The sequence below is a fragment of the Vibrio sp. V08_P9A1T1 genome, from assembly GCF_963874405.1.
In the GTDB taxonomy this organism is placed as follows: domain Bacteria; phylum Pseudomonadota; class Gammaproteobacteria; order Enterobacterales; family Vibrionaceae; genus Vibrio; species Vibrio anguillarum.
In genome coordinates, this window is sequence record NZ_CAWNIB010000275.1 from 1 (window position 1) to 17563 (window position 17563).

The following is a 17563-nucleotide window of genomic DNA, read 5'->3' on the forward strand; positions in this document are numbered from 1 at the left end:
ATATGAGGGTATAAAATAATGTTTAATCAAAAAAACACGCCAGTCTCAATGGCCGACAAAAACTATTACCGGGTCTTAGGCCTAACCATGCTTTTTTCGGGTCTATTGCTAAACCCAATATCTCAGGCTATTGCTGTTGAGTTTAGCGCGGATGCGGTAGCTGAGTCAGAGGGGCAGTGGTGGAGCACTTACACCTTAGCGATTAAAAATACAGGAGCAGAGTCAGCGGATATGCGCGATGCGGTAATCGAATTTGTATTACCCGTTGCGATTAACGATATAGGTTGGCAATCATCGGCGCTATCCCATCCTACGTGGAGTCTATCTCATACCGCTCAAGCGGGCGGTATTCTCCATTCAGTGGCGCTTAAATTCCCTGAAGGTGCTTGGGTTGACAGCGTTCTGAATTCCTCAGAATCACTCTCCTTGACGATCGCTTTTGCTGGTTCATTGGAAAACCTGAGTGCTTTTGAAGATTCTGTTATTGTGAAAATGGAAGGGGGCATCACACCACCGCCCGATTTTTCGCTAGATATTCTCTCTCCAGCGCCAAATTCAGTGGTATACACGGGCACAGACGTTAGCATTATGGTTCGTGTTGATGGTGAGAGTGCCGGTAAGCTTGAGTTTTGGGCTAACCAAGACAAAATTGCTCAACAACCATTGAAGCAAGGTGTCACCGAGTATCAGCAAGTGTGGCAACCGAAAGAAATAGGAGCCGCTTCCATTTCAGTTATCGCGTTCAATGAGGAAGGCGATAAGCTCTCTGAGCAAAGCGTGCCTGTTTCTGTCGAGTCAGAATCGACGGCGCCTAATCCTCCGGTCGTTGAGTTCATTTCCCCAGAAGCGGGATCGTCCCACCCACAAGGCACAAGTTTGACGATCTCTGCTGAAGTGACCGATGCTGATAATGATCTGGCTACCGTTAAATTTTTTGCTAATGACACCGAAGTTTGCAGTATCGATGCCAAAACAGAGCAAGTGTTCTCTTGTGACTGGACCCCTCAAACGGCCGGAAGCGCTGCATTACGTGTTGAAGCGCAAGATGATGAACGGCATGTAACACAAAAAAATCTGACGATTACGGTTACTGATGTGAGTGGTAGTTGCGGTGACGTTGCTCAGTACCAAGATGGCGTGAGCTATCAAGTGGGAGATGAGGTAACCAATATTGGTCATATCTACTCATGTAAAATCGCAGGTTGGTGTGGTAACCCAGTATGGACACCAGGTACTGGGCATCCAAATTATCCAGATGCATGGAAAGATGCATGGAATGACGTTGGTGAGTGCGATCCTAACCCTGTTCCTGAAGTGCATGTTCAATCGCCAGAAAATGGACAAAAAATAGCACCTAATCAGCCATTTGAGGTGGTCGTTGAGGCGAGCGACGATACCCAAGTGGCGCGTGTCGATGTTCAATTGAATGGCGAAGTCGTTGCAACATCCACCTCTTCTTCGGGCGATCTCTATACCATCACTGTGCCTGCTCAAGTTGAAGGACAATACACACTCACGGTTGCCGCGTATGACGATCAAGGTGCAAGTGCTCAAACTGCACCGATTTCGATTGCCATTACTGATAAAGATCTGCTGGTGTCACTCTCTTCCCCTGTAGACGGTTCAAGCTTCTTTGAAGGCCGAGCGATCTCAATCAAAGCGGATGCTAAGAGCTATGAAGGCGAGGTGACGTCCGTGACGTTTATTGCCAACGGTAAGGTGCTGAATCAAGACACCGAAGCACCTTATGAATATGAGTGGATTGGAGCGCAAGCAGGCAACTACGCTATTTACGCAAAGGCGCTCAACAGTGCTAATCAAGAGCAAATGTCAGCCCCATCCAATATTACAGTGAAAGAGAGTACCGGTGGTGGTGGCCTTGCCGATAACCCAGACCGTGCCATTAGTTATCTCACTTCTTGGGGATTAAACGATTATGAAAAACTGTTTAATTCTGAAGGTGACGGTTATTTATTATCGTTCGGTAAATGGGATGCTAGCGGCAACATTACGATTTCTGATGACATGGTAACCCCACCAAGTTACAACCCAGATTGGATGCCATCTCAGTACTTAGCGTGGTCAACCTTAAAACACGATAATAGCAATGTCACCATGATGGTCGCGTTTGGTGGCCAAACTTATGAAAGTATTTGGTCTGCGATTGGTAGCGATGCAAATCGGGAGGCGGTGGCCAATGGCCTCGTTGAATTGGTCAACAAACCCTTCCCTGTCTATAAGAAGAACCTAAAACCAGAAGAGGTAGTGGGTGACTGCCTTGCGACGGGTGGTGATGGCCAATGTGATTACAGCAAGTACCAATTAGCGGGTTATGTGCAAATTGATGGTCTTGACTTCGACTTCGAGAAAGCAGCGCGCATTACCGATAAAGAGAACCAAGACCTAACCGCATTGATTAAACTGATACGCCAAAAAGTGGGAGACAATAAAGTGTTGTCGCTGACCACATACCATGTCGGTGCTGATCCTGTGGCATGCATGGATTCAAGTGTGTTTGAAAATTGTTCTTACGTTGAGCCATCAGGTCGCTCGTCTCACCATGGTGAAGTGATCGATCTGTTACAAGCAACCAAGAACGATTTCGACTTCTTCAACGTCATGACCTATGACGCCGGCCAAAACTTTCTCTATGATGTCGCGATGGCCAATTACGCTCAATACATTGGAGATAAGTCGAAAATTGTTTTGGGCAATACGATCAATAGCCAGTGGGGGCCAAACGGCAATTTTGTGGAGAGCCGTGAAAACAACCTCAACCGTGCCAAGTGGCAAAAAGAGAATGGTTACGGTGGTTTCTTTATCTGGGCGTTGGGTTCAAATAATCAAAGTCTGAGCATGGAACAGCAAGTCGAGTACTTCAACGAAATGATCAGTGTCAGTAAGTAGCTTGCATGGTTACTTTGTGAGTTAACTAGATAACGGAAGGCTATGGTGCCTTCCGTGTTTTTATCCATCGTCATCAACTTAATCTGAATCGCCGAAGCTGAAAAACTATTCGATGTTTTGAATTTGCTCTCTCATTTGCTCAATCAGAACCTTAAGTTCAACGCCAGAGGCCGTGATGTCGGTGCTGATTGATTTCGAGGCTAACGTGTTCGATTCGCGGTTAAATTCTTGCATCATGAAATCGAGCTTACGGCCGCATGAGCCGCCTTTTTTGAGCACATTACGTGCTTCTTTGACATGCGAATCGAGGCGGTCTAACTCTTCGGCAACGTCTGATTTTTGTGCAAGTAAAATCAGCTCTTGCTCGACGCGTGTCGCATCAAGCTCAATCTTTGCTTCTTCAAACTTAGTCAATAGACGTTCACGTTGCCATTGCAGGATTTCTGGCATGCGTGCGCGCACTTTTACCACTTCTTCACTGATCGCCGTCAGGCGTTGTTCGATTAACGCCTTCATGTTGTCACCTTCACGGCCACGTGCGTCAATGAATTCAATGATTGCGTCATCAAAGCCTGCTAATAAGGCTTTATTAATGCTGTCCATGTCTTGTTCTGGCGTTTCCATTACGCCGGGCCACTGCATGATTTGAAATGGATTAATGCGGCTTAACTCGCCCGTCATGTGCATTACTTGGTTGGCGGCTTTAATCACTTGATTGGCGAGTGCTTCATTGATATTCAGCTCACTTTTAGCCGCAGGGTTTGCTTCATAACGTAAGTGACATTCTACTTTGCCGCGCGCTAAACGTTGGCGAAAGCGTTCACGCAGTACAGGCTCAAGACCACGAAATTGTTCCGGCAGGCGGAAATAGGTTTCAAGATAACGTTGGTTTACCGAGCGAATTTCCCATACCGCAGTACCCCAATCACCTTTAACTTCTTTACGCGCGTACGCGGTCATGCTGTAAATCATTGATTTGTCCTTTGCTCACGAAGATGAAATATCAAACGAGAGATATGTTAGCACTAGCTTCACGCGTGTACTAGGTTCACGCCAATGCAAAGGGTGACCAACCTAGCGTCAAGGCGGCTAATCCGCTATAATCTCGCCCCAATCGATTCCGTCTCACCCGATAAAAGGTAGATGCACTATGCGTCCAAATGACCGCGCGGCCGATCAAATTCGCCCAATTAAAATCACTCGCAACTACACTGCTTATGCTGAAGGGTCAGTATTGGTGGAATTTGGTAATACCAAAGTATTGTGTAATGCCACTGTCGAAGAGGGTGTTCCTCGCTGGTTGAAAGGTCAGGGTAAAGGTTGGGTTACTGCCGAATACGGCATGCTGCCACGTGCAACCCATTCACGGACTCGTCGTGAAGCGACCAACGGTAAGCAAGGTGGCCGCACCATGGAGATCCAACGTCTCATCGCTCGCAGCTTACGTGCTGTGGTGGATTTAGAGGTAATGCCAGAGGTGATGATCACGGTTGACTGTGACGTTATTCAAGCGGACGGCGGTACTCGCACTGCATCAATTACGGGCGCAAGTGTGGCACTAGCGGATGCGTTTGCTCATCTGGTTGCTAGCGGCAAATTGAAGAAGAATCCAATGAAAGGTCATGTTGCTGCTGTCTCAGTTGGCATCTTGGGTGAAAACATTTTATGTGATTTGGAATACGTGGAAGATTCTGCCGCTGATACCGATATGAATGTGGTGATGACTGAAAACGGTAAGATGATTGAAATTCAAGGCACCGCAGAGGGTGAACCGTTTAGCCATGAAGAGCTGATGGATTTACTGGCCGTTGCCAAGAAAGGCATCGCTGATATTGTTGAAGCGCAGAAAGCATCGTTATTAGATTGATCAAGTAGCTCCCAGTTGGGGGCTATTTTTTTGCCCGTTTTATTCATTGTATTGTTGTACGTGATGACCCCACACTAACCCTCCCCTATAAGGGGAGGGAATAAAGGAAGTGTTCCTAATATTGCCCTTGAGGGGAGGGAATTCATCATCTTAGTACCTCCCCTTTTAGGGGAGGCAAGCATTATCTTAGTACCTCTCCTTTTAGGGGAGGCGAGCATTATCTTAGTACCTCTCTTTTTTCGGGGAGGCGAGCACCATCTTAGTACCTCTCTTTTTTCGGGGAGGCGAGCACCATCTTAGTACCTCTCCTTTTTCGGGGGAGGTGAGCACCACTTTAGTACCTCCCCCTTTTAGGGGGAGGCTAGGAGGGGGTTGTTCTTGTTGAGAAAGCGAAATAAACCAAAGTGTATGAGTTAAGAGAGAGAAAATCATGAAAGCATACCAGCGTGAATTTATTGAATTTGCACTAGAAAAAGAAGTCTTGAAGTTTGGCGAGTTTACTTTGAAGTCTGGCCGAAAAAGCCCTTATTTCTTTAACGCTGGCTTGTTTAATACTGGCCGTGATTTAGCGCGCTTAGGGCGTTTTTATGCCGCTGCTTTGGTCGATTCTGGGATTGAATTTGATGTGCTATTTGGACCTGCGTACAAAGGGATCCCCATTGCGACTACAACTGCAGTAGCGTTGGCTGATCATCATGATGTTGATACGCCGTATTGCTTTAACCGTAAAGAAGCGAAAGACCACGGTGAGGGCGGTAACTTGGTCGGTAGCGCATTAGAAGGGCGCATTATGCTGGTGGATGATGTCATTACAGCTGGTACTGCCATTCGTGAGTCGATGGAAATCATTCAAGCTAACGGTGCGGATCTTGCTGGTGTTTTGGTAGCAATTGACCGCCAAGAAAAAGGCAAAGGAGAGCTTTCTGCAATTCAAGAAGTCGAGCGTGATTTTGGTTGCGCGATCATCTCAATTGTTAGCCTGACCGATCTGGTTACTTACCTTGAAGAGAAAGGGGCAGATGCTAAGCACCTTGAGGCGGTAAAAGCGTATCGTGCTCAGTACGGAATTTAAGCATCAACTTATTTGCGAATCGTAGAGCCACTTATTGAAAAGTAAAAGCCCCGAGTTTGTCGCTCGGGGCTTGTTTGTTATGAGTTTAGTTATTCTAGCGATTAACTTTGATCGCCATGGTGCGAGTTATCGTAAATTTCCGAGCCATCACGCTGCGTTTTCAACAGTGATAAATTCCACATGTACTGTTCTGGGCGTGGTGTGACTAAATCTTCAATCGCCTTATTCATAGCGCGTGCATCTTGCTCTTCATCGCCCGTTGGAAAGTTTTCTAATGCAGGCAAAATATGCACTTCGTACTTACAGGTTTTATCGTTATAAGCAGGCAAAATTGGCACGACTTTCGCCTTTGATAGGCGCGCCATTTTACCAAAACCTTTTAACGTGGCTTTTTCAGTGCCAAAGAATGGAACAAAGACCGAGTTGGCTGGGCCAAAGTCTTCATCGGGCAGCCAGTAGCCTAAGTATCCATCTTTAATTGAACGTACAAACGGTTTTACTCCAGCATCACGTGCAAAAATACGCCCGCCATATTGCATGCGTTGGACGTGCATTAACCAATCACCGATAGGATTGCGCTGTGGCTTCATGATGGTGGTTACTTTATAGCCTTTTGCCGCAAGCATTACCGCAGGGTAATCGACCGCCCAAGCGTGAGGGGCGAGGATGATCACGTTCTCGCCAGCATCTAACAATGGCAATAAGTTCTCTTCACCAATCATGATGCCGCGTTGCTGATTGTGTTTCGTGGAACGAACCAAAAACTCCGAATAACCGAGCATGTATTGTGCTGCTTTGACAAAGGTTTCTTCCAAAATAGCCTGGCGTTCTTGCGGGGATTTTTCAGGAAAGCATTTTTCCAGATTCACTCGCGTGCGGCGTACAACACGGCCGTTTTTGCGTACCGCAAAGGTGGATAATTTGCGCGCTAGCCTATCTCGCCATGCGGGTGGCATAAAGGCGAACAGAGCGGCAAAGAAGATCCCAATCCAAGTTCCCCAATGTTTTGGGTGTAAAAAAGACCATTGGAATGTGGGGTTGTGCAAGTGTTTGTCTGTGCTGTTTTCGTTGTTGCTCATTGAAAGCAAAACCTTTTTCTAGTTATAAATAGCGAGAGTTAGTTAACGTTTCATCTGGCAAAGATTTAAAACGCTTATGCAGCCACATCCACTGTTCTGGTGCGCGTAGAATCACTTCTTCAACGTATTTATTCATGTAAGCGGCGGCGGCGGTCATGTCATCTTTTGGATAGTCGCCATCAATGGTTTTATCGGCGATGATTTCATATTTTCCGTTGGCGTTTCGAAACCCTGAACCAGGGACAATCGCGCATTGGCTAGTATAAGCCAGAATACTGGTGCCTGTGGTGGTACACGCTTCTTTGACCGCAAAGAAGGGAACAAACACCGATTTGTTATGGCCGTAATCTTGATCGGGTAGATAAAATAGGCGTTCGCCCTGTTTGAGTACGCGGATCATCTGTTTAATGTCGGTGCGGTAGATTAGTTTATTGCCATTGCGTGTGCGACCACGGTATTGGATAAATTCATACGCAGGGTTGCTGTGTGGGCGGTAAACACCATAGCCTTCAAGGCCTATTACACCAAAAGCACGTGCTGTAATTTCTAAATTTAACGCATGTACGCAACACAGCAGTGCGCCACGTTTTTCTTGTTTGAGTTGCAAAAGGGCACTGACATCTTTCACATCAAGCAGGCGAGCAAAACGCCAAGTCGGCCAAAACCAAGTAATTCCGGTTTCTATCAGTGCCATGCCGGTGTTTTTAAAGTTTTCGTTAACAATATGCTCAATCTCACCTGCACTTTTCTCTGGAAAAGATAGCTGTAGATTACGCGTGGCAATGTGTACTCGCTTGTTAGCAAAGCGCATTCCAAACGCGCCCATGCTGCGTCCTATTTTTAGTAACGCAGAATAAGGAAGCAGGTTGACCATTAAAGCGAGTAGCCCAAAGCTAAGCCACACGCCCCAATATTTAGGGTGCAGTAGCGAGAGGGAAAACTCAGGTTTACCGTATTTTTCTTTGCTCATTACTCTTGATTCTTTCACTGATGATGATTCTTTGTCACGACGGTGGTGGTTTGTTTTTACTGAATCTGAGCGCTTAATAATGCCCAATACTCTTCAAAATTTGCCGTCGGTTGGTATTTAAAGTCAGATCGCACAAAGCGATTTAGGCTTCCTTCCACTTGGCCAAGCAGTTGAGCGGCTAAAATGCTTTCGTCGACGGGGAAGGATTTACCTTCACGCAGTTTACGTTCGCGAAGGATCTGACGTAGTGACGTTTCTATGCGTTCGAACAGTTGGTTGATCCGTTCACGCAGTCGCTCATTTTCAAACATTAGAGCATGGCCGGATAAAATTCGTGTCAAGCCCGGGTTACGTTCCGAAAAAGCCAAGATAAGCTGTAGCACTAAGCGGATGCGGTTGAGTGTATCTTTCTCTTCATCCAAAATGCGATTAATCCGCGACATTAAAGACTCTTCAATAAACTCAATCAAGCCTTCAAACATCCGTGCTTTACTCGGAAAATGACGGTACAAAGCCGCTTCAGAAACGCCCACTTGTTTGGCTAGCTTTGCTGTGGTGATGCGTGATGCACCATCGTTAGATTCCAGCATTTCAGCGAGTGCTTGTAGAATCTCTTCACGACGATTGATTTTCTTATTGACGGCCATGACCCGATTTCCTTTTAGTTACCACATGCTTGTGAGCAAATATTTATACCCTTCAGATGGTTTGGGTATTGTCCATTAAGCGCAGTAGTTTAACGGACAGTTTTCGGACTGCGTAGCGTAAAAATGAAAATGATTGAACTGGGTGGTGATTTTACCACCCAATAAACGCTATGAACCCTAAAAGAAGCTTAGAACGTCTGTTTGTAGCCTACAGTTGACTCGCGATCAGTTGCATCAGCGCGTGAGCTAATGCAGATTTTGAACTCAAAGGTAATGCTTGCTCTCCGCCTTGCCAATAAACGGTCAGCGCATTGTCGTTACTATTAAAGCCTTGGCCCGCAACAGAAACATCATTGGCGCAGATCATATCCAGTTTTTTGTTGAGCAGTTTAGCGCGGGCATATTTTTCAACTTGCTGCGTTTCAGCCGCAAAGCCTACCGTGAACGGGCGGTTTTCTTTCAGTGCAGCTACGCTGGCGACGATGTCGGGATTTTTGACCATGGTGATGAGCATGTGATCGCTCGCATCGGTTTTTTTGATCTTTTGATCGGCGACGATCTCAGGGCGATAGTCGGCTACGGCGGCGCAACTGATGAACACATCATGTGATTGCGCTTGCGCCATCACTTGCTGATGCATATCGCAGGCACTTTCCACATCAATACGTTGTACTTGTGGCGGTGTGAGCAAATTGACCGGGCCACTGATCAGAGTCACTTTCGCGCCCAATTGAGCGGCGGCCTGCGCAATCGCATACCCCATTTTGCCTGAACTGTGGTTACTGATATAGCGGACTGGATCGAGTGCTTCACGGGTTGGACCTGCACTAATCAACAGTGACTTACCGGCGAGCAGTGTGTTGTTTGCTACCTCTGTTTGGAAAAAAAACTCGCAGCGCTCAACCAATTGCATTGGCTCAAGCATGCGGCCCGGGCCAACATCGCCACACGCCTGTTCACCAGCTGCTGGGCCCCAAATCATCATGCCTCGGCGTTTAAGCGTGGCAATATTCTCTTGCGTAGCAATATTGCGATACATCTGCTGATTCATTGCCGGCGAGACGGCCACTGGCGCATTGGTGGCTAAAATCAAAGTGGTGAGTAAATCATTACCCATCCCTGCGGCGACGCGCGCGATGAGATCCGCTGTCGCGGGAGCCAGTAGGACTAAGTCTGCCCATTTGGCAAGTTCAATATGGCCCATAGACGCTTCGGCGGCTGGGTCTAATAAGCTATCTGAAACTGGCCTGCCAGAGACGGCTTGCATGGTCAGTGGCGTTATAAACTCTTTTGCAGCGTGGGTCATCACCACTTGTACTTGAGCGCCTCGTTCAATCAAGCGACGCGTTAGCTCAGCACATTTATACGCAGCAATACCGCCGCTAATGCCGAGCAGAATCTTTTTTCCTGCCAGTGTTTGCATTATCTTTTCCTCAAAAATTCTGCGCATTATGTTAGCACAACTCTCGCATCGAGTGACCTTATGATCCGCTCAATCCTTTCATATTGGACGAGTGTTTCTGCGTCTTTCATCACTTATCAATTACAAAAAACCATGAATCAAGCCTAAATAAAGAGAAGCAAAGTTGCAGGCTTGGCTATTTCTCTATGTTGTCTGAGTACCTTTAGCCCTAGGAGTGCTTAATGAGCCTCAAATCACTGCCCACAGAATCAATGCCACGGGAAAAATTGCTTGCTCGCGGTCCTCAGGCATTATCGGATGCTGAACTGCTGGCGATTTTCCTTCGTACTGGCACTCAAGGAATGAATGTGCTCGCTCTCTCGGATCTGCTGCTGCGCGAGTTTGGATCACTTCGAGCGCTTTTTTCGGCCAACCAGCAAGAGTTTTGCCGCCATAAAGGGTTGGGCGAAGCCAAATACGTTCAATTGCAGGCGGTGCTTGAAATGACGCAGCGCTATTTGGCCGAAACGCTCAAACGAGGTGGCGCTTTGACTAGCCCAGAGCAAACCAAGCTTTATTTATCGAGTGTGCTACGCGATCGCCATCGAGAAGCCTTCTATATTCTGTTTTTGGATAATCAACACCGAGTGATCAGCGATGAAGTATTGTTTGAGGGGACGATTGACGCGGCCAGCGTTTACCCTCGAGAGGTAGTTAAAAGAGCACTCCACCATAATGCGGCGGCATTAATATTGGCCCATAATCATCCGTCAGGCGTTGCTGAGCCTAGCCAAGCCGATCGCAGAATCACACGTCGATTAACCGATGCACTAGCGTTAGTGGACATCCGTATTTTGGACCATTTTGTGGTGGGCGATGGCGAGGTAATTTCTTTTGCAGAAAGAGGGTGGATTTGAATCACATTTTAGGTTGTGACTTAAGATTATTCTGGTATGATTCGCGCACTAAATTATCAACCTAAATCAGCTCTGCTTAAAAAAAGATCGCCAAATCCGTAAAAAGGATCTGTTCGGGTCTTGAGCAATGCATGTCAAGTTAGTATAATACGCGACCTTTGATAGCCTTGTATGGATTTTCCATAACGGTTTTTAACCTCAAACTTCTTAATACATCGAGAACGAGGTTCGGCCACCAAGGTTGATATCGAGCTGAAACGATTTGGAGAAGACATTCATGTCCCGAGTATGCCAAGTAACTGGTAAGCGTCCAATAACGGGTAACAACCGTTCACACGCACGAAATGCTACTAAGCGTCGTTTTCTGCCGAACCTACAAACTCATCGTTTCTGGGTAGAGAGCGAAAAACGTTTTGTTAAACTACGTCTAACTGCTAAAGGCATGCGTATCATCGATAAGAAAGGCATTGATGCTGTTCTTGTTGATATCCGTGCACGTGGCGAAAACGTTTAAGAGGAATTGAGCAATGGCTAAAGGCATTCGTGAGAAAATTCGACTAATATCTTCTGCAGGTACTGGTCACTTCTACACAACTGACAAGAACAAACGCAACATGCCAGGCAAATTTGAGATCAAGAAATTTGATCCAGTAGTTCGCCAGCACGTTCTTTACAAAGAAGGCAAAATCAAGTAATTGATTTTACGCTTTGTAAGCATTGAAAGACCCAGCTTTGGCTGGGTTTTTTATTGTCTGGAATTTGTACCCTGCAATGTCAGCTCTCACTATAATGTGCTAAGTTACTCAAAGATAAACTCTTAGGGATCACTTATGCGTATCAATCGCCGCCGTTGGAATAATATTCTTATCTTGGCTGTTATTGCTTTTATTGCCATTTTGAATTTACCCACAGTCATCAAAACTTATCTTATTGAACCGCCTGCTAGCCCTTATCCTTATGTGATTAATCCAAATGCACAGCTGCAAGCACTGCATTTTACTGACTGGTCACTTGAACTGAATCAAAATCGTTGGCGATCAAGCAAAGCAATTTCAGTTGCTCCTGAAATATTGGCACAACGCTGGCAGAGTTTAGTTGGTACAGAAGTAGATGATGCCACTTACGAGTCGCTTGCGTCTCTACTACGCAACCCACAAACCGTGGAGGTGTGGTATCAGGATCGCGAAGAGCCGCAAAGGATCACTTACTACCAAACCCCCCAGTTTTGGTTATTGAAAAATTGGCAAGAGAAATGGGTGGCACTTTCGGTAGAAGAAGCTTTTCTTTTTCCGAACTGAGTCATTATTTCTCTTTGAGCGTTGAACAAACCAATAACGACGAACGAAGAATCGAGATTTATCATGCCTGAGTTACCCGAAGTTGAAGTAAGTAAAATGGGGATTAGCCCGCATCTAGTTGGGCAAACGATCCAGCAACTGACATTTCGCACGCCAAAATTACGTTGGGCCATCCCTCAAGAGCTGAAACAGTTAGAAGGGCAAGTGATCCGCAATATATCCCGCCGGGCCAAATATTTACTGATAGAGACCGATATTGGCAGTGCGATTGTTCACTTGGGAATGTCAGGTTCATTGCGAGTATTGGAGTGTGATTTTCCGGCAGGTAAGCATGATCACGTTGATCTGCGATTAACCAATGGCAAGGTACTGCGCTACCACGATCCACGTCGATTTGGCGCTTGGCTATGGTGCGAACAAGGAGCAAGCCACTCGGTGTTGAGTAATATCGGTCCTGAGCCATTAACCGATGATTTTGATGCAGATTATATTGTGCAAAAAGCGAACAATAAACGTATCGCTGTTAAGCAATTTATTATGGAAAATAAAGTAGTGGTTGGCGTAGGCAATATCTACGCGAGTGAATCACTGTTTAATGCGCGAATTCTCCCCACTCGGCCCGCTCATTCGCTGACACTGACTGAATGGAATTGCCTCGTGCGAGAAATTAAATCAGTCTTAGCAACGGCGATTCAACAAGGTGGCACAACCTTAAAAGATTTTGCACAAGCGGATGGCAAACCGGGCTATTTTGCTCAAGAGCTTAATGTGTATGGTAAAGCGCAGCAGCCTTGCCCAGCGTGTGGGCAAGCGATTGAAGCGCTGAAAATTGGTCAGCGTAACACCTTTTTCTGCTCTACTTGCCAAAAATAAGGTATGTCCTAAAGGCTATATTTTCTTGCCATGCAAGGCGTTAGCGACAATGTCAGGAACAAATTGATCAACTTCTCCACCATGAATCGCCACTTCTCGTACAATGGTGGAGGAGATAAACGCATGCTCCTCTGATGGCGTAAGAAACACACTTTCCAGCCCCGGCATCAAACGGCGGTACATGTTGGTCAAACCAAATTCATACTCGAAGTCAACCGTAGTACGCAAACCGCGGATCAGCACATTGGCTTTTTCATCACGCGCAAAATCGACCATTAACCCAGCAAATCCTTTGGCAGTGACATTCTCTAAATGTTGAGTGACGGCGCTGGCAAAGGCGACCCGTTCTTGCAGAGTAAACATGGTGTTTTTGCTTGGGCTGGCGGCGACGGCGATGATCACTTCATCAAACATATTGGCGGCGCGTTCGATCAGATCCAAATGACCATTGGTGATGGGGTCAAAAGTGCCGGGATAAATCACACGCGAAATTCTTTTTTGGCTCACATTGGAAGGCTCATATTGGTTAACTGGCACTGATATTAACAAAAAGACTCAAAATTACCTATTGAACTCGGTATGATGTAGCCCGCATTAAACTGTGACGCTTAGCGAGTGAGAGAAGAGACGATGAACAAGTTGTTGGTGATCCGTAACGATAAAATTGGTGATTTCATGCTGGCTTGGCCAAGTTTTGCGATGTTAAAAGCCTCGTTGCCAGATTGCCATATTACCGCGTTAGTCCCCAGCTATACTGTCGCGCTGGCCGAGCTTTGCCCGTGGATTGATACGGTGATGGTCGACCCAACGGAAAACGCGTCCTCTGCGCAGAAAAAGCAATGTATTCAATCGATTAAACAGCAACACTTTGATGCCTCGATCAACTTCTTCTCGACCACTTACAATGCACTATTAGTTTGGAAATCTCGTATTCCTTATCGTTTAGCGCCAGCGACTAAATTCGCTCAAATTTTTTACAACAAACGAATTAAGCAAAAACGCTCTCAATCAGCCAAACCAGAATATGAGTATAACTTAGATTTGGTACGCGCTTTTTTGCATGATATTGGCAAAGAGCTTGTCGAGCCGAGCGCACCTTATCTGCAATTTGACCAAGCGATGCTTGCTGAACAAAAAAGCAAACTGGCTGCGCAACTTCATCTCGATATAAGTAAACCGTGGGTGTTTGTTCATGCCGGAAGCGGCGGTTCGGCGAATAATTTGTCGCTAGAGCAATACACGCAGTTAGTGATGGGGATTGATGGTAAGCAAGAAATCATCCTTACCGCCGGGCCGGGAGAAGAGGTGAAAGCGGCGCAGTTAAAAGCTTTGATTGAAGAAAAGGGCGGGCGAGCGGCATTGTATGATAAAAACGAAGGGCTTGTTGATTTCTCACGCTCGATTGCTTGCGCTGATATTTTTATCGCAGGTTCAACCGGGCCTTTGCATATTGCCGCCGCGATTGATGTGCCCACAGTTGGCTTTTTCCCCGCCAAACGTTCAGCCACGCCACTGCGTTGGCGACCATTGAATTCACAAGGTCGCCATATCGCTTTTTGTCCACCACAAGCAAAAGACAAAGAAACTCAGGCAGATATGAGCCGCATTGATATTAATGCGGTATTAGCTGAACTTAACCCTTGGGCGGCTCAGTACTGGTTCTAACCCATAAATCGGCGTATTTAACAAAGGTTGAGTGCGCCGATAATAAAGAAAGCAAGAAGCCTTGCTTACCATCTAAAAAGCCTGCTTTTAAAACGTACATTTTCAAAAAGCAGCCAAACGCATGCAAAATACCTTGGCTAATGCTGCTTTTCTTACCACGTTTTTCTCGTTGCTCTGCCCATGCCTTGGCATAACCTGCGGATTTAACCAAATAATGATGAATATCGTTATAGGTGTAGTGAATCGCATCACCTGCAAGATTCTCGACTTTCATGCCATCTGCGACTTCGACTTTTTCATGCACCAAAGCCTCGTTATATTGCGTTAATTGAGTCGGGTAGAGGCGCAATACGCGATCAGGATACCAACCACAGTGGCGAATATAGCGGCCAAAAACCCAACTTAAACGGGCAAATTGATACAGTGTATTGGGTTTATTAGCGGCGACCGCTTGCTGAATGCTATCTTTTAACTCTTTGGTCACGCGTTCATCGGCATCTAGCCACAACACATAATCAGACTCGACATACGACTGCGCTAAGCGGCGCTGTGGGCCAAACCCAAGCCACTGCGAATTGACAAAAAACTTGTCAGTATAACGGCGTGCAATCTCTTCGGTATTATCACTGCTACCTGAATCTAAGACGACGATTTCATCTACCCATTGGTGAACGGTTTCCAAGCAAGCTTGCAGATGTTGCGCTTCATTTTTAACGATCAGCGCAACGGCTAAAGTAGGTTTGCTCACATTCATTCCTCGGATATTGGGTTTAGCTGAAAATCAGCCGTTATCTTATCAAACATTTGGATAACATGGCTTGCTTGAATACGCTGCATCGCTTGTTCATCTTTGACGCGAGTACGCCAACTGACTTGCTCTTTCGTTTTTCCTGTTTCGGCAAACAGTGCTTCTTCATAAGCCGACACCACATAATCACGATACTGATAAGGCCCTGTGCGCTGCGGATTATGGTGAGCGTATAAACCGATAACGGGAGTATTCATTGCATTGGCCATGTGCGCAGGGCCTGTATCTGGCGCTATCACTAAATCGGCTAAGTCGAGCAGTGCCAACATCTCTTTAAGCTGGCTTTTACCAACGGCATTAAGTACCGGCTGAGTAAGTTTACTCGCTATTTCGGCTGCTAGATCAACTTCAATTTGCGCAGGGCTACCGGCTAAAATGATATGCCAACCAAGTTGTTGAGCATGCGTTATCACTTCTACATAACCTTCAGCGGTCCAATTTTTATAAGCCTTACTCGCGGCAGGAACCACGACTAAATTACGCTTTGAATGTGCAATTTGCTGCTTGGCCCATTGATGATCGGAATCCGAATAAGTGAGTGACCACTTAGGTTCTTGTTCTTTTATTCCAAGGCACTTTGCAAACGCGAGTAAGCCATCTAATACATGAGGCGCTTGAGGCGATATCACTTTTACATTGGTAAATAGGTGCTGGAAATCTTGGCTGCGGGCGGCATCAAAACCGAGTTTATATTTAGCTTTAATACCCAGTGTGGCAATACTGGCACGAAAGGCGTACTGCATATGCAAAAGCGCATCGAAGGATTGCCCTTTAAGTTCTGCCCACAGTTTTTGATATGCTTTCCATCCCTGCTTTTTGTCGAATATAACCACGTTTACATTAAGCAAATCAGTGAGTAACTGCGCTTCCACTTTTCCAGTGATCCACGTGATATGAGTTTCAGGCCATTGGTGTTGAATTGCTTGCACGGCGGCCACTGCATTGCACACATCGCCAATCGCCGACAGACGCAACACACAAATTGAGCGTGGAGCAGAAGAAAAGAGAGCCATAAGTGACATCGGTATAGAGAAAGTTAGTAAGAATTATGCAGACCGCGCTGATAAATGTAAAATGCCAAACAAGCACGATGAAGCACATTCAATCTCGTCATTAAAAAGTGAAACGATGAAAACGCTGAAAAAAGAGAATCAAACAATTTGGTATGACGAGCATTTGCTAGTTGAAGATCCGCTCCGCTGTTTTAACCCTGAGTATTGGCAGCAAGCTGGTAGCGTCACAGGTAGTGCTACTGGGCGCGGTACGACATGGTTTGTAAAAGCTGAAAAAGTAGAAGCAGCACTACGCCACTATAAGCGTGGTGGATTGTTTGGTAAGTTAGTAAGTGATCACTACTTTTTTTCCGGTTGGAAGAAAACGCGCAGCTTCCAAGAATTCGAATTGCTCAATACTCTGAGAGAGTCTGGGGTAAATGTTCCACGCCCGATTGCAGCGCGAGCAGTAAAGCGCACTTTTTGTTATCAGGCAGATTTACTCAGCGAAAAAATCCCGAACGCCCGCGATCTGGTGTCTATTTTACAAGAACGTCCATTACCGACTGAAATGTATGAGAAAATCGGCCTAGAAATTCGCAAAATGCATGATGCGCAAGTCAATCACACCGATCTCAATATCCATAACATCTTGATTGATGACCAAGAGAAGGTATGGATTATTGATTTTGATAAGTGTTGCCAGCAACAAGGCGAGAGCTGGAAGAAAGGAAATTTAGATAGATTGAAGCGATCGTTTGAGAAAGAATTCCGTAAGCGAGGGATTCATTGGATTCCTGAAGCTTTTCACATTATTTCTAAGTGCTAAAATGAAGAGTAAAAATATGCTATTCGAGCAGATTACATTCGTTATTCAAGGACCTATTGCTCCGTCTATTACCTCAATATCTGTTCAACGTTTACGATCAATTTTCCCCGGCTGCCAAATTATCATATCCACTTGGGAAGGAGAAAATACACAAGATATTGAAGCTGATCTCATTATTTATAACAAAGATCCAGGTTCTACGGTATTTGTGTATAGCAAACAAAACGATCCTATACC

The 17563-nt window shown here is 45.9% G+C and carries 19 protein-coding genes; 11 read left to right on the forward strand and 8 right to left on the reverse strand.

What is annotated here, in order from left to right; all coding sequences use genetic code 11:
* Nucleotides 1–18: 18 nt before the first annotated feature.
* Nucleotides 19–2907: an Ig-like domain-containing protein gene (locus AACT21_RS13275; protein WP_094163167.1), complete on the forward strand. Its 2889-nt coding sequence runs from the start codon at nucleotides 19–21 to the stop codon at nucleotides 2905–2907.
* A 105-nt stretch (nucleotides 2908–3012) separates the two neighbouring features.
* On the opposite strand, the gene AACT21_RS13280 is transcribed toward AACT21_RS13275, so the two are convergent.
* A complete protein-coding gene (locus AACT21_RS13280; protein WP_013855720.1) occupies nucleotides 3013–3879 on the reverse strand; it encodes a YicC/YloC family endoribonuclease in 867 nt (288 codons plus the stop codon).
* A 178-nt stretch (nucleotides 3880–4057) separates the two neighbouring features.
* Here AACT21_RS13280 and rph point away from each other — a divergent pair, with 178 nt between their 5' ends.
* Together rph and pyrE are read left to right on the forward strand one after the other, a co-directional pair.
* Entirely contained in the window at nucleotides 4058–4774 is a 717-nt protein-coding gene (rph, locus tag AACT21_RS13285; protein ID WP_094163168.1) for a ribonuclease PH, read from the forward strand.
* Nucleotides 4775–5204: 430 nt separating this feature from the next.
* Nucleotides 5205–5846, forward strand: a complete 642-nt coding sequence (gene pyrE / locus AACT21_RS13290; protein WP_013855722.1) for an orotate phosphoribosyltransferase — start codon at nucleotides 5205–5207, stop codon at nucleotides 5844–5846.
* A gap of 101 nt (nucleotides 5847–5947) precedes the next feature.
* Here pyrE and lpxM read toward each other — a convergent pair whose 3' ends face one another.
* The 4 genes from lpxM to coaBC all read right to left on the reverse strand — a co-directional run bounded on the left by lpxM (nucleotide 5948) and on the right by coaBC (nucleotide 9965).
* The gene (gene lpxM / locus AACT21_RS13295; RefSeq protein ID WP_029388344.1) at nucleotides 5948–6925 is read right to left on the reverse strand and encodes a lauroyl-Kdo(2)-lipid IV(A) myristoyltransferase; all 978 of its coding nucleotides are present in this window, start codon (nucleotides 6923–6925) and stop codon (nucleotides 5948–5950) included.
* Nucleotides 6926–6947: 22 nt separating this feature from the next.
* A complete protein-coding gene (gene lpxL, locus AACT21_RS13300; protein WP_094163169.1) occupies nucleotides 6948–7895 on the reverse strand; it encodes an LpxL/LpxP family Kdo(2)-lipid IV(A) lauroyl/palmitoleoyl acyltransferase in 948 nt (315 codons plus the stop codon).
* A 56-nt stretch (nucleotides 7896–7951) separates the two neighbouring features.
* The gene (slmA, locus tag AACT21_RS13305; RefSeq protein WP_013855724.1) at nucleotides 7952–8542 is read right to left on the reverse strand and encodes a nucleoid occlusion factor SlmA; all 591 of its coding nucleotides are present in this window, start codon (nucleotides 8540–8542) and stop codon (nucleotides 7952–7954) included.
* A gap of 208 nt (nucleotides 8543–8750) precedes the next feature.
* Nucleotides 8751–9965, reverse strand: a complete 1215-nt coding sequence (gene coaBC / locus AACT21_RS13310) for a bifunctional phosphopantothenoylcysteine decarboxylase/phosphopantothenate--cysteine ligase CoaBC (protein WP_064626049.1) — start codon at nucleotides 9963–9965, stop codon at nucleotides 8751–8753.
* Nucleotides 9966–10186: 221 nt separating this feature from the next.
* Here coaBC and radC point away from each other — a divergent pair, with 221 nt between their 5' ends.
* From radC to mutM, 5 genes are all read left to right on the forward strand, one after another.
* Nucleotides 10187–10861: a RadC family protein gene (gene radC / locus AACT21_RS13315; RefSeq protein ID WP_010318993.1), complete on the forward strand. Its 675-nt coding sequence runs from the start codon at nucleotides 10187–10189 to the stop codon at nucleotides 10859–10861.
* A gap of 277 nt (nucleotides 10862–11138) precedes the next feature.
* Nucleotides 11139–11375: a 50S ribosomal protein L28 gene (rpmB, locus tag AACT21_RS13320; RefSeq protein WP_004397476.1), complete on the forward strand. Its 237-nt coding sequence runs from the start codon at nucleotides 11139–11141 to the stop codon at nucleotides 11373–11375.
* Nucleotides 11376–11388: 13 nt separating this feature from the next.
* Nucleotides 11389–11556, forward strand: coding sequence for a 50S ribosomal protein L33 (gene rpmG / locus AACT21_RS13325; RefSeq protein ID WP_010318992.1), 168 nt, complete (start codon nucleotides 11389–11391; stop codon nucleotides 11554–11556).
* Between the two features lie 135 nt (nucleotides 11557–11691).
* Entirely contained in the window at nucleotides 11692–12159 is a 468-nt protein-coding gene (locus tag AACT21_RS13330; RefSeq protein ID WP_013855728.1) for a hypothetical protein, read from the forward strand.
* Between the two features lie 63 nt (nucleotides 12160–12222).
* On the forward strand, nucleotides 12223–13032 hold the full coding sequence (mutM, locus tag AACT21_RS13335) for a bifunctional DNA-formamidopyrimidine glycosylase/DNA-(apurinic or apyrimidinic site) lyase (RefSeq protein WP_094163170.1): 810 nt from the start codon (nucleotides 12223–12225) through the stop codon (nucleotides 13030–13032).
* A gap of 15 nt (nucleotides 13033–13047) precedes the next feature.
* On the opposite strand, the gene coaD is transcribed toward mutM, so the two are convergent.
* Nucleotides 13048–13539, reverse strand: a complete 492-nt coding sequence (gene coaD, locus AACT21_RS13340) for a pantetheine-phosphate adenylyltransferase (RefSeq protein WP_026028196.1) — start codon at nucleotides 13537–13539, stop codon at nucleotides 13048–13050.
* Between the two features lie 123 nt (nucleotides 13540–13662).
* Between coaD and AACT21_RS13345 the strand changes: the two genes are divergently transcribed.
* Complete coding sequence (locus AACT21_RS13345; RefSeq protein ID WP_094163171.1) at nucleotides 13663–14697, forward strand: glycosyltransferase family 9 protein; 1035 nt, start codon at nucleotides 13663–13665, stop codon at nucleotides 14695–14697.
* Here the strand turns inward: AACT21_RS13345 and AACT21_RS13350 are convergent.
* Nucleotides 14666–15451 (reverse strand): glycosyltransferase family 2 protein, encoded by a 786-nt coding sequence (locus AACT21_RS13350; protein ID WP_094163172.1) that lies wholly within the window; start codon nucleotides 15449–15451, stop codon nucleotides 14666–14668. The two genes, AACT21_RS13345 and AACT21_RS13350, sit on opposite strands and share 32 nt — an antisense overlap.
* Nucleotides 15448–16518: a glycosyltransferase family 9 protein gene (locus AACT21_RS13355; RefSeq protein ID WP_094163173.1), complete on the reverse strand. Its 1071-nt coding sequence runs from the start codon at nucleotides 16516–16518 to the stop codon at nucleotides 15448–15450. Before AACT21_RS13355 ends, AACT21_RS13350 begins: the two co-directional genes overlap by 4 nt.
* Nucleotides 16519–16633: 115 nt before the next feature.
* Between AACT21_RS13355 and AACT21_RS13360 the strand changes: the two genes are divergently transcribed.
* Nucleotides 16634–17326: a 3-deoxy-D-manno-octulosonic acid kinase gene (locus AACT21_RS13360; protein WP_176430153.1), complete on the forward strand. Its 693-nt coding sequence runs from the start codon at nucleotides 16634–16636 to the stop codon at nucleotides 17324–17326.
* A gap of 16 nt (nucleotides 17327–17342) precedes the next feature.
* The coding region (locus tag AACT21_RS13365) for a WavE lipopolysaccharide synthesis family protein (RefSeq protein ID WP_217898733.1) at nucleotides 17343–17563 on the forward strand (221 nt) is incomplete at its 3' end.